This is a genomic window from Metallococcus carri, from assembly GCF_011440275.1.
GTDB classification, from domain to species: Bacteria; Actinomycetota; Actinomycetes; order Actinomycetales; family Dermatophilaceae; genus Metallococcus; species Metallococcus carri.
Map to the genome: position 1 here is coordinate 135,502 of NZ_JAAOIV010000003.1, position 12,631 is coordinate 148,132.

The following is a 12,631-nucleotide window of genomic DNA, read 5'->3' on the forward strand; positions in this document are numbered from 1 at the left end:
GTGCTTCCTTCTTTCGTTTCTTGAGAAGTCTGAAAAGTCTTGTGAATGAAGGGCTTTGGTGAGGTATGCCGACTGGCGGGCAGCCGGCATACCTCACCGGTTGTCTGCTTGTCAGACCTCTTCGACGCTGCTCGGCTCACGCCGGGACAGGTCAATGCCGAGCTCCTCGGCTGCGCGGAAGACCTCCTGGTCGGAGTCGCGCAAGTCGATCGCCTGGCCGTCGCTGGAGAGGACCTCCACGTTGAGGCACAGGCTCTGCATCTCCTTGATGAGCACCTTGAAGGACTCGGGGATGCCGGGCTCGGGGATGTTCTCGCCCTTGACGATCGCCTCGTAGACCTTGACCCGGCCGGTCACGTCGTCGGACTTGATCGTCAACAGCTCCTGCAGTGCGTATGCCGCGCCGTACGCCTCGAGCGCCCACACCTCCATCTCACCGAAGCGCTGGCCACCGAACTGGGCCTTACCGCCGAGCGGCTGCTGGGTGATCATCGAGTACGGACCGGTCGAGCGCGCGTGGATCTTGTCGTCGACCAGGTGGTGCAGCTTGAGGATGTACATGTAGCCCACCGACACCGGTTCCGGGAACGGCTCGCCCGAGCGGCCGTCGAAGAGCCGGGCCTTGCCCGTGCCGTCGACCAGGCGCTCACCATCACGCGACGGGGTGGCCGAGTCGAGCAGCCCGGTGATGACCTGCTCGGACGCACCGTCGAACACCGGCGAGGCGACGCGGGATCCGGCGGGCGCGGTGTGCGCGTCCTTCGGGATCTGCGCGGCCCACTCCGGGTCGCCCTCGATGTCCCAACCGCGGCTGGCGGACCAGCCGAGGTGCAACTCGAGGATCTGGCCGAGGTTCATCCGTCGCGGCACACCGTGCGGGTTGAGGATGACATCCACCGGGGTGCCGTCCTCGAGGAAGGGCATGTCCTCCACCGGCAGGATCTTGGCGATGACGCCCTTGTTGCCGTGGCGGCCGGCGAGCTTGTCACCGTCGGTGATCTTGCGCTTGTTGGCGACATAGACGCGCACCAGCTGGTTGACGCCCGGGGCGAGCTCGTCACCCTCCTCACGGTCGAAGACCTTGACGCCGATGACCGTGCCGGTCTCGCCGTGCGGCACCTTCATCGAGGTGTCGCGGACCTCGCGCGCCTTCTCACCGAAGATCGCGCGCAGCAGGCGCTCCTCCGGGGTCAGTTCGGTCTCGCCCTTGGGCGTGACCTTGCCGACCAGCAGGTCGCCGTCGCGGACCTCGGCGCCGATGCGGATGATGCCCCGCTCGTCGAGGTCGGCCAGGACTTCCTCGGAGACATTCGGGATGTCCCGGGTGATCTCCTCCGGACCCAGCTTGGTGTCACGAGCATCGATCTCGTGCTCCTCGATGTGGATCGAGGAGAGCACGTCGTCCTGCACCAGACGCTGGCTGAGGATGATCGCGTCCTCGAAGTTGTAACCCTCCCAGGGCATGAACGCCACGAGCAGGTTCTTGCCGAGCGCCATCTCGCCGCCGTCGGTCGCCGGGCCGTCGGCGATGACCGCGCCCTGCTCGAGCCGGTCGCCGGTGTCGACGACGACCCGCTGGTTGTAGCAGGTGCCCGCGTTGGAGCGGTCGAACTTGGCGATCCGGTAGGTGGTGCGCGAACCGTCGTCATTGGCGACGGTCACCAGGTCGGCCGAGACCTCCTCGACGACGCCGGCCTTCTCGGCCCGCACGACGTCACCGGAGTCCAGCGCGGCGCGGTACTCCATGCCGGTGCCGACCAGCGGCGCCTCAGAGCGCACCAGCGGCACGGCCTGACGCTGCATCGCGGCACCCATGAGCGCACGGTTGGCGTCGTCGTGCTCCAGGAACGGGATCAGCGCGGTCGAGGCCGACACCATCTGGCGGGCCGAGACGTCCATGTAGTCGACCTCACCGGCCGGGACGTCGCTCGCCTCGCCACCCTTGGTGCGCACCAGCACCCGCTCCTCGACGAAACGACCGTCGTCACCCAGGGCCGCGTTGGCCTGGGCGATGACGAACTCGTCCTCCTCGTCGGCGGAGAGGTACTGCACCTCGTCGGTGACCTGGCCGTCGACGACCTTGCGGTAGGGCGTCTCGACGAAGCCGAAGGGGTTGATCCGGCCGTAGGAGGCGAGCGAGCCGATCAGGCCGATGTTCGGGCCTTCCGGGGTCTCGATCGGGCACATGCGGCCGTAGTGGCTCGGGTGGACGTCGCGGACCTCCATGCCGGCGCGGTCACGGGACAGACCACCCGGACCGAGCGCGGACAGCCGGCGCTTGTGCGTCAGGCCCGCGAGCGGGTTGTTCTGGTCCATGAACTGCGACAGCTGGCTGGTGCCGAAGAACTCCTTGATGGAGGCAACGACCGGCCGGATGTTGATCAGCGTCTGCGGCGTGATCGCCTCGACGTCCTGGGTGGTCATCCGCTCGCGCACGACCCGCTCCATGCGCGACAGGCCGGTGCGGACCTGGTTCTGGATGAGCTCACCGACATTGCGCAGGCGACGGTTGCCGAAGTGGTCGATGTCGTCGACCTCGACCCGGATGTCGGCCTCCTGGCCGTCGCGGGTGCCCTTCATCGAGGTCTCGCCGGCGTGCAGCGCGACGAGGTACTTGATGGTGGCGACGACGTCCTGCAGCGTCAGCGTGGACTCGGACAGACCGAGGTCGACGCCGAGCTTCTTGTCGATCTTGTAGCGGCCGACCTTGGCCAGGTCGTAGCGCTTGCCGTTGAAGTAGAGGTTGTCCAGCAGGGTCTGGGCGGCCTCACGGGTCGGCGGCTCGCCCGGACGCAGCTTGCGGTAGATGTCGAGCAGCGCCTCGTCCTGGGTGGCGGTGCTGTCCTTCTCCAGGGTGGAGCGCATCGACTCGTAGTCGCCGAACTCCTCCAGGATCGCGGCCTCGGACATGCCGAGGGCCTTGAGCAGCACGGTCACCGACTGCTTGCGCTTGCGGTCGACGCGCACGCCGACCTGGTCGCGCTTGTCGATCTCGAACTCCAGCCAGGCACCGCGGCTCGGGATGATCTTGGCGGTGAAGATGTCCTTGTCGGAGGTCTTGTCGAGCGAACGCTCGAAGTAGACACCCGGGCTGCGGACCAGCTGGGAGACGACGACACGCTCGGTGCCGTTGATGATGAAGGTGCCGCGGTCGGTCATGAGCGGGAAGTCGCCCATGAACACCGTCTGGCTCTTGATCTCACCGGTGTTGTTGTTCATGAACTCCGCGGTGACGAACAGCGGAGCGGCATACGTCATGTCCCGCTCCTTGCACTCGTCGATGGAGTACTTCACGTCCTCGAAGCGGTGGTCCCGGAAGGACAGGCTCATGGACTGGGAGAAGTCTTCGATCGGCGAGATCTCCTCGAAGATCTCTTCGAGACCGGAACGGTCGTTGATGTCGTCACGGCCCTCGGCCTTCGCCTCGGCGACGCGCGCCTGCCAGCGCTCGTTGCCGAGCAACCAGTCGAAGCTCTCGGTCTGCGGTGCAAGCAGATCGGGCATCTCCAGAGGTTCGCGAATCTTCGCGAAGGACAAACGGCCAGAAGCCGTCTTTGCCGAGGACAGGGACGGGGTCGCAGTACGCGAGGCAGCCAAGGAGGGTCCTTCCACAGGCCTAACAGCGGGCGGTTCGGCGCGAGGCCCGCTCCAGCCGTCCGGATTCCATGCCAGGGACTTGTCCTGGGCAGGACAAGGGCGTCAGCACGCGAAGCGTGGTCGCCGAGCAGGGAAGGAGGTTGACCGAAAGAGGGCAGCGCAAAGCAGGAGCATATATGAGATGGGAAGGCATGTCCACTTCGGGGACACAGAGATCCCTACCCGCTGAACGCTGGACACGAGCCTGACACCTGCCCGGCCCAGTGGTCAAGCATCTCGCCCGATCCGCGTGTCCTCGGCCTCGGTGGGCGCGACAGCGGCGCCCCACGCGTCCGCGCTTCCGCACGACCCGTGATGCTCGGCCGCGGACGCACGCGGGCGCCCGTCAGCCGGCGAGGTGAGCCCAGTCGGGGCTCAGCTGCTGCCACGGACCGACCGCTGCCACCTGGCCGTCGACCAGCACGACGACGCGGTCGGCCTGGGCGAGGGCCGCTCGCTTGGAGGTCGCGCCGATCACGGTGGTGGCACGCTGCCGCAGCGCCGCCCACAACTCGATCTCGGTGCGGGCGTCGAGCGCGCTCGACACATCGTCGGCGAGCAACAGCTCGGCGTCGGTCGCAAGCGCCCGGGCGAGAGCGAGGCGCTGCACCTGGCCGCCGGACAGTCGCACGCCGCGATGGCCGACGATCGCCAACGGTCCACCGGCGTCGGCGACGTCCCCGCCCAACCGAGCATCGGCGACCGGCTGGTCGAAATCGCGGCCGAAGCCGAGCTGCACGTTGTCGGCGAAGGACCCCGACAGCACGCGCGGCACCTGAGCGACGTGCGCCACTTGACCGGGCCGGAGGAAGACCTCGGCGTCCTCGACCTCGATGCCGTTCCACTGCAGGGAGCCGGTGTGATCGAGCAGACCGGCGAGCGCGGACAACAGGCTGGACTTGCCGGACCCGACCTGACCGAGCAGCAGCACGAGCTCGCCCCGCTGCACCTGCAGGTCGGCGCCGGACACCCCGATCGTGCCGTCGTCGTGGACCGCGCCGAGCCCACGCAGCGTGAGCGTCTGCAAGGGGATGCGCTGCACCTGCGGCGGCTCGGGCGACCGGCCCTCGATCAGGTCGATGTCGGCGGGGATGCGGGTCAGGTCGGTGCCACCGGCCATCCGGCTGGTGACCTTCTGCCAGGCGCGCGTGCCGGGCGCCTCGGTGACCACTGAGCCGGCGACGCGCCCGAACCAGTCGAAACCGTTGACCGCATTGACGACCAGCAGCGTGGTCGCCAGGCCCCAGACCCCGCCGAGCAGGGCTGCCCAGGCGGCCACCGCACCGAGTTGGACCATCACGATCGGCACGCCGTCGAGCACCGCCTGCACCCGGTGTTCGCGGACCGCGGCATCCACGCGCCCGCCGTCGACCTCGCGCAGATGGCGATGCACCTGCGGCGTGCGGCCGGCGAGCTTGATCGTGCGCACCGACTCCAGCGTCGAGACCAACGCCCGCCCGAACCGAGCGCGCGCCGCCGATGCCTGGGCTGCCGAGCGGCCCGCGACCGGTCGGCCGACCGCGGACGCCAACGCAGCGCACACCATCACCGCGAGGAGCACCAGCCCGGCCAGGTAGGTGCCGCCGGCGATCGCCGTGACGAGCGCGATCAACAGGCCATTGCAAAAGTCGACCCAGCGGTCGGCATACCGCGCATAACGGTCGGCGTCCATCGCCCGCGCGACCACCTCCCCCGGCGGGGTGCGGGTGAGGCGACGTTGCGCGGTCTGGCCGAGCAACACCGACATACGGACGCGAAGCAGGATCTCGACCCACCAGCGGGGATAGCGCGAAATCGCCTCGGCCAGCAGGTAGGGGCCGATCAGCACGCTGAGCGTCGCCCCGATCACCCACGGCCAGTGCAGCTGGCCGCCCCGCAGCGACTGCACGGTGTGGCCCCACAGATAACCGGTGATCGCGCCGAGCGCGCCGGTGAGTGCGAAGCCGGCGAACAGGCCGATCGACAGCAGTCCCCACCGCGGCGTGACGCTGAGAGCGTGGGCGATGCCGCGCGCAAGCGACGGCCCGGTGCCGACATCGGCGCGCTCGGGCGGGGTGCCGCGACGCCGCGCGCCTCCCACGGCGGTGCCGTCCTCGACCGTCGCCGGATCGTCGGTGTGGTCGACATCGGCGGCGGTGAGCAGATCACGGAACGGGCCGGGTTCGCTCGCCAGCCGCGTCCGGGGGCCGAACTGGACGAGCCGGCCGTGGTCGAGCGCGGCGACGAGGTCGGCCCGCGCGATCGTCGACAGGCGGTGCGCCACGAGTATGCCGGTGCGCCCGCGCAACAACCGTGCCGAGGCCGCCACGACGAGCGCTTCGGTCAAGGGATCCATCCGCGCCGTGGCCTCGTCGAGCACCACCACCCGCACATCGCGCACGAGCAGACGGGCGAAGGCGAGCAACTGCTCCTCGCCCGCCGACAGCGAGGTGCCGCCGGGGCCGAGCAGGGTGTCCAGACCCTCGGGCAGACCGGCGACCCAGTCCTGCAGACCGAGTTCGGCGACGACCGCCTCCACCTCGGTCCGGGAGCGCTGTGCGAAGAGAGTGATGTTGTCGTGCAGGGTGCCGGCCAGGACCTCGGTGCGCTGGGTGACCACGCCGACCGCGTCGCGCAGCGCGTGCAGGTCGAGGTCGAGCACGTCCTCCCCACCGATCAGGACCGACCCGGGCTCGGGGTCGACTGCTCGGGAAATCAGCGAGGCCAGGGTGGACTTGCCCGAGCCGGTGCGGCCGACGAGGGCCACGGTCTGGCCGCTCGGCACGTGCATCGTGATGCCCTGCAGCGCGAAGGTGCCCTCGCCATAGGAGAAATGCAGGTCGCGGAAGTCCAGGTCGAGGCCTCCGGCCGGCAGTTCGTCTCCCCCGGCCGGCTCCGGTGCCACCGCGAGCATCTGGCGCAGCCGGATGACGGCGCCGAGCCCGGCCTGCAGGTCCGGCAACTGGTGGGCGACATTGCCGATCAGGCCGACGAAGGTGCTGGTGACCAGGAAGAGCGTCACCAGTTCACCGACCGAGAGGGAGCCGCGACTGGTGAGCCAGGCGCCCACCACGAGCACCACCGCGAGCAACAGGTGCAGCACCATCGCGGCGCGCAGCGTCACCCGCCGCTCCAGGGTGATCACCGTGAAGAAGCGCTGGTGGACGAGTTGGGACAGCTTGGTCAGCCGGGAGATCGCGAACGACTGACCCAGGCTCGTGCGCAGGTCGTCGCGGCCGGCGATGCTCTCCTCGAGCGCCGCGGCGTGGTCGGTCCAGGCCATCTCCTCGATGACCTTGGCGGCGGCGATCTTGCCCAGCAGCGGGCGCATGACCAGCACCACGAGCGTCGCCGCGATCGGGAAGACGAACCACGCCGGCCACCAGGTGATCGCACCGATGATCCACAACGGGATGACCGACAGCGCGGCGCGCAGCACCATCCAGAACTGTTGCCGCACCAGGGTGCCGACCTCGTGGGTGTCGTCGTCGACGCGGTCCAGCACTTCGCCGACGGCTTGTTCGCCGAGGGCGGCGAGCGGCTGGTGGAGCGCGGCGTCGAGCAGGTCCTCGCGCAACCGCCCTTCGGCGCGGTCGACGACGCCGGCCCAGGCATAGCGCCCGACCGTGTCGAGCAGCGCTCCGCCGACGACGCAGAACACAAGCAGCCACAGCAGCGCGGCGGTCGCATGCTCGGCCAGACGTCCGGCCACGACCGTGCCGAGGGTGGTGCCGAGCGCGCCGATGGCCAGACAGAACACGGCGAGTCCGGCCACGCCGGAACGCAATCGCCGCCAGGTGACCTGTCGACGCGGATCCGAGGTGACGGAATCGGTGACGGGGAGCCGGTCGGCGGAGGGAGGGGTGGTGGTGAGGGTCATCGCGCCGCAACGCTACGGGTCGGCACCGACAGCGCGCCTCCCAATTTTCGCCCAACTGGGCGTTTTGTGCCGGTGGCCCCGGCTCGGGGTCGCGCCGAACGCCCAACTGGGCGTTTTGTGCCGGTGGCCTCGGCTCGGGGTGGCGCCGAACGCCCAGTTGGGCGTTTTGTGCCGGTGGCCCCGGCTCGGGGTGGCGCCGATCGCCCAACTGGGCGTTTTCTGCCGGTGGCCTCGGCTCGGGGTGGCGCCGAACGCCCAACTGGGCGTTTTGTGCGGGCGCGAGCGGCATACCGACAACGCACGAGGGCGGGGTCACCGATGAACGGTGACCCCGCCCTCGCGGAGTCGGTGAGTGCGGGCTCAGCCCGCGGGGCTCACTTGAGCTCGACGGTCGCGCCCGCGCCCTCGAGCTGCTCCTTGGCCTTCTCGGCCGCAGCCTTGTCGACCTTCTCCAGGACCGGCTTCGGCGCACCGTCGACCAGGTCCTTGGCCTCCTTCAGGCCCAGGGAGGTCAGCGCGCGCACCTCCTTGATGACGCCGATCTTCTTGTCGCCCGCGGCCACGAGGACCACGTCGAACTCGTCCTGCTCCTCGGCCGCGCCGGCGCCGTCGCCGCCGCCCGCCGGGGCACCCGCAGCGGCAACCGCAACCGGGGCCGCAGCGGTGACGTCGAAGGTCTCCTCGAACTGCTTCACGAACTCCGACAGCTCAATGAGGGTCATCTCCTTGAACGCGTCGAGCAGCTCGTCGGTGCTGAGCTTCGCCATGATGGCTTTCCTTTCGTTATGCCGTGAGTGGCTGGTGTTGTGAGCGAGCTGAAATCAGCTCTCGTCGCCACCCTCGGCGACGTCGGTGGTGGCCTCGGCGTCCGCGGCGGGAGCCTCAGCAGCGGCGTCCGTGGCGGGCGCCTCGTCCGTGGCGTCCGCAGCGGGCGCCTCGGTGGTGTCGGACTCGGGGGTCGCGGGACCCTCGGCCTCGACCTTGGCCCGCAGCGCGTCGACCGCACGGGCGGTCTTGCTGAGCGGGGCCGCGAAGAGGTAGACCGCCTGGCTGAGCGACGCCTTCATGGCGCCGGCCAGCTTGGCGAGCAGGACCTCGCGGGATTCCAGGCTCGCGAGCTTGGTGATCTCCTCGGCCGACAACGCCTTGCCGTCGAGGACACCACCCTTGATCACGAGAAGGGGGTTGGCCTTGGCGAAGTCACGCAGGCTCTTGGCCGCCTCGACCGGGTCACCGGTGACGAAGGCGATGGCCGACGGGCCAACGAGCTGGTCGTCGAAGGCGGAGACTCCCGCCTCCTTGGCCGCGCGCTGGGTGAGCGTGTTCTTCACCACGGCGTAGGTCGCGTGCTCGCGCAGCGAGTTGCGCAGCTCCGTCAGCTGAGCGACGCTCAGCCCGCGGTACTCCGTCAACACGGCAGCGCCGGAGTTGCGGAAGTTCTCCGTCAGCTCCGAGATCGCGGCCTGCTTGCTCGGGTTCGGCATGCGATCCTCCTTCCGGGTGCTGGGCCGGTCTGGCGCCGATCCTGCAACGAGAAGAGCCCCGGCGCAGATGCGCACGGGGCTCACGGAGGCACGTCATACGAGCATGTATGACGAAGGCCGTCGGCCTGGCTCACCTGCGCAGGTCGCCCGCCTCGAGGCGGGACCTTCGGCCGCTTGCTGCGAACAGCACGCGACGACCGGCGGTCATTGGTGCCTCAAGGGTACGGCGCACGGGGCCACCCGCCAAATCGGGCCGGCGGGGCGATGATGTAACCCGGGGACCCGACTATCGCGTCTGGAGGGGTGACAGGTCTCCGACAGAAAGGCGCGGCCATGAACAGCATCGAAGAGGAACTGCGACAGGCGTATGTCGACCTGCCCGTCCCCCAGGTCGACGCGGCGAAACTGCTCGCCGCATCCTCGCCACGATCGGTGGATCATCGCCGAAGCCGGCGCGTCGCGGTCGTCGCGACCTGGGCACCTCAGTTCGCCGACACCGATTGACGCCCGGTTGCATGCGTTGTGGCCACCTGCATGCGTTGACCTCACTCGCATGCGCTGGTCACGGCCTGCAGGTCGGGTTGGGGCATGCCAGTGCGGTGGTGGCATGCGAGTGCGAGGGACTGGTTTCGACGCGGGCCTCGTTCCTCGGCCCTTGCTCAACCAACGAGGGGCGCCCTTGCTCAACCAACGAGGGGCGCCCTTGCTCAACCAGCGGGAGGGACGGCGCTCAACCAACGAAGAGGCCGCCCACCGACGGTGCGTCGGTGGGCGGCCTCTTCGATGCGAAAGCCGTTGCGGCTCAGGCCTCTTCTTCGATCTCGGAGGCCTCGACCGGGGTGTCCTCGGCCAGCAGGTTGCGGGTCTTGGTGAAGTCCAGCGGGATGCCGGGGCCCATCGTCGTCGACAGGGTCGCCTTGGTGATGTAGCGACCCTTGGACGCGGCCGGCTTGAGCCGCAGGATCTCCTCAAGCGCGCTCTGGTAGTTCTCCACCAGCGCCTTGTCGTCGAAGGACGCCTTGCCGATGATGAAGTGCAGGTTGGCGTGCTTGTCGATGCGGAACTCGATCTTGCCGCCCTTGATGTCGGACACGGCCTTGGCGGTGTCCATCGTCACGGTGCCGGTCTTCGGGTTCGGCATCAGGCCACGCGGACCGAGCACCTTGCCCAGCCGGCCGACCTTGCCCATCAGGTCCGGGGTGGCGACGACCGCGTCGAAATCGGTCCAGCCACCGGCGACCTTGGCGATCAGGTCGTCCGAGCCGACGAAGTCCGCACCGGCGGCCTCGGCAGCTGCTGCCTTGTCACCATTGGCGAACACCAGCACGCGGGCGGTCTTGCCGGTGCCGTGGGGCAGGTTGACGGTGCCGCGCACCATCTGGTCGGCCTTGCGCGGGTCGACACCGAGGCGCATCGCGACCTCGACGGTCGAGTCGTACTTGGTCTTGGTGGTCTCCTTGGCGAGACGCACGGCGGCCAGCGGCGGGTACACCTTGCCGGCCTCGATCTTCTCCTCCGCTGCGCGGTAGGTCTTGCTGCGCTTCATGCTTCTTCTTTCTCTTGGGTGAGGTGTGGTGTGACGGGCCGAAGCGGGCCCTTCCACGAACGACCAGGTATGCCGGGCCGGCATACCTGATCGTCGACGTTCACGACTGTGCCGTTGTCAGCCCTTCCTCGGATTCCGCTTCGGCCGGGTGCTCGCTGCGCTCGCCCCCAACCTCCGCTGCATCCTTCGTCAGGACTGTGCCGTTGTCAGCCCTTCCTCGGATTCCGCTTCGGCCGGGTGCTCGCTGCGCTCGCCCCCAACCTCCGCTGCATCCTTCGTCAGGACTGAACGTCGATGCCCATCGAACGGGCAGTGCCGGCAATGATGCGCTCGGCCATGTCCAGGTCGTGGGCGTTGAGGTCCTTCATCTTCTGCTCGGCGATGGTGCGCACCTGGTCCTTGGTCAGCTTGCCGACCTTGGACTTGTGCGGCTCACCCGAGCCCTTGGCGACACCGGCGGCCTTCTTGATCAGCTCCGCGGCCGGCGGGGTCTTGGTGATGAAGGTGAACGAGCGGTCTTCGAAGACCGTGATCTCGACCGGGATGACGTTGCCACGCTGGTCCGCCGTGGCGTCGTTGTACGCCTTGACGAACTCCATGATGTTGACGCCGTGCTGGCCGAGTGCCGGACCGACGGGCGGCGCCGGGGTGGCCTGACCGGCCTGGATCTGCAGCTTGATGAAGCCTGCGACCTTCTTCTTGGGAGGCATGTTCTTCCTTTGGTGATGGGCCCACGCCGTGGGCGATGACCCGGTTGCAGTGCTGGGGCAGCGTCAGATCTTGGCGACCTGGTTGAAGCCCAGCTCGACCGGGGTCTCCCGGCCGAAGATGGAGACCAACACCTTGAGCTTTTGGGTGTCGGTGTTGATTTCGGAGATGGTCGCCGGGAGGGTCTCGAACGGGCCCTCCATGACGGTGACCGATTCGCCGACCTCGAAGTCGACCTCGGCGGCCGGGGCGCTGGCGGCGCGACCGCCACCGGAGCTCGCCGCGGCGGCGCCGGTCTCGGGAGCCTCGGGCTCCTCGAAGACCGGGTTGAGCATCGTGACGACCTCATCCAGGCTCAGCGGCGACGGCGCGTGCGCGTTGCCGACGAAGCCGGTGACGCCCGGGGTATGCCGCACGGCGCCCCAGCTGGCGTCGGTGAGATCCATCCGGACCAGCACATAACCGGGCATCCGCACGCGGGTGCCGGACTTCTTCTGGCCGTTCTTGATCTCGGTGAAGTCCTCCATCGGCACCTCGACCTGGAAGATGTAGTCCTCCATGTCGAGCGAGGTGATGCGGGTCTCCAGGTTGGACTTCACCCGCTTCTCGTAGCCGGCGTAGGAGTGGACGACGTACCAGTCGCCAAACTGCGAGCGCAGCTCGGTCATGAAGGCCTCGCGCGGGTCGACGGCGGGCGCGTCGGCAGCTTCATCGGCTGATGCTGCCGTGTCGGTGCCGTCATCGTCCGAGCGCTCGGCGTCAGCGGTGTCGCCTTCGCCTTCGCCCTCGCCGTCCACGTCGTCGGCGCGGGCCGGCATACCTTCTTCTTCGGCGTCCGCGACCTGGCCGGGGTCTGCCGCCTCGTCGTGCGCGTGCAGAGCGTCGACGGCAGCGCCCTCCACGGGGGCGGTCATGCCCTCGTCGGCGGCCTGCTCGACCTGCTGGTCGTCGAGGTCGTGCTGCGTCATGGACCTGCTTCCTTCTCGTCTACTTCGGGTCGGTCATCAGACCGGTATGGCGTGCTCGTGGCGCTCGGGTCAACTGCCGGAGCCGAAGACCCACTCGACCACACGCTGGAACAACTGATCCAGGCCGACCACGAACAACATGACCAGCACGACGAACACCACCACGACCGCGGTGTAGTTCCACAGTTCCTCGCGCGTCGGGCGCACGACCTTGCGGACCTCGTCGATCACCTGCCGGATGAACAGGATGATGCGGCCGAAGAATCCGCCGGGTGCCGACTCGGTGGCGCGAGCGGGTGTAGTGCTCGTGTCCGTCACGACGTCATTCTCCCGTTCGATGGTCCGACGATGCAGGGCACGAGGGACTTGAACCCCCAACCCCCGGTTTTGGAGACCGGTGCTCTGCCAGTTGAGCTAGTGCCCTCCGCGC

9 protein-coding genes and 1 tRNA gene are annotated in these 12,631 nt (G+C 68.6%); 1 reads left to right on the forward strand and 9 read right to left on the reverse strand.

Annotated features, from left to right (window positions below; genetic code table 11):
* Positions 1–111 precede the first annotated feature (111 nt).
* The 4 genes from rpoB to rplJ form a co-directional block, all read right to left on the reverse strand.
* Entirely contained in the window at positions 112–3,597 is a 3,486-nt protein-coding gene (gene rpoB, locus G9U51_RS05295) for a DNA-directed RNA polymerase subunit beta (RefSeq protein ID WP_166194322.1), read from the reverse strand.
* Between the two features lie 385 nt (positions 3,598–3,982).
* Entirely contained in the window at positions 3,983–7,495 is a 3,513-nt protein-coding gene (locus tag G9U51_RS05300) for an ATP-binding cassette domain-containing protein (protein ID WP_166194324.1), read from the reverse strand.
* Positions 7,496–7,869: 374 nt separating this feature from the next.
* Positions 7,870–8,262, reverse strand: a complete 393-nt coding sequence (gene rplL, locus G9U51_RS05305) for a 50S ribosomal protein L7/L12 (RefSeq protein ID WP_166194326.1) — start codon at positions 8,260–8,262, stop codon at positions 7,870–7,872.
* 54 nt (positions 8,263–8,316) lie between these two features.
* Positions 8,317–8,979 carry a 50S ribosomal protein L10 gene (gene rplJ, locus G9U51_RS05310; protein WP_166194328.1) on the reverse strand — a complete coding sequence of 221 codons (663 nt, stop codon included), beginning with the start codon at positions 8,977–8,979 and terminating at the stop codon, positions 8,317–8,319.
* Positions 8,980–9,312: 333 nt separating this feature from the next.
* Between rplJ and G9U51_RS05315 the strand changes: the two genes are divergently transcribed.
* Positions 9,313–9,483 carry a hypothetical protein gene (locus G9U51_RS05315; RefSeq protein WP_166194330.1) on the forward strand — a complete coding sequence of 57 codons (171 nt, stop codon included), beginning with the start codon at positions 9,313–9,315 and terminating at the stop codon, positions 9,481–9,483.
* A gap of 298 nt (positions 9,484–9,781) precedes the next feature.
* Here G9U51_RS05315 and rplA read toward each other — a convergent pair whose 3' ends face one another.
* The 5 genes from rplA to G9U51_RS05340 form a co-directional block, all read right to left on the reverse strand.
* Positions 9,782–10,525, reverse strand: coding sequence for a 50S ribosomal protein L1 (gene rplA, locus G9U51_RS05320; RefSeq protein WP_166194332.1), 744 nt, complete (start codon positions 10,523–10,525; stop codon positions 9,782–9,784).
* Positions 10,526–10,803: 278 nt separating this feature from the next.
* Positions 10,804–11,235 carry a 50S ribosomal protein L11 gene (rplK, locus tag G9U51_RS05325; RefSeq protein WP_166194334.1) on the reverse strand — a complete coding sequence of 144 codons (432 nt, stop codon included), beginning with the start codon at positions 11,233–11,235 and terminating at the stop codon, positions 10,804–10,806.
* Positions 11,236–11,298: 63 nt separating this feature from the next.
* A complete protein-coding gene (gene nusG / locus G9U51_RS05330; RefSeq protein ID WP_235945553.1) occupies positions 11,299–12,201 on the reverse strand; it encodes a transcription termination/antitermination protein NusG in 903 nt (300 codons plus the stop codon).
* A gap of 69 nt (positions 12,202–12,270) precedes the next feature.
* On the reverse strand, positions 12,271–12,519 hold the full coding sequence (gene secE, locus G9U51_RS05335) for a preprotein translocase subunit SecE (protein WP_166194336.1): 249 nt from the start codon (positions 12,517–12,519) through the stop codon (positions 12,271–12,273).
* Positions 12,520–12,552: 33 nt separating this feature from the next.
* Positions 12,553–12,625, reverse strand: a tRNA-Trp gene (locus tag G9U51_RS05340).
* Positions 12,626–12,631 lie beyond the last annotated feature (6 nt).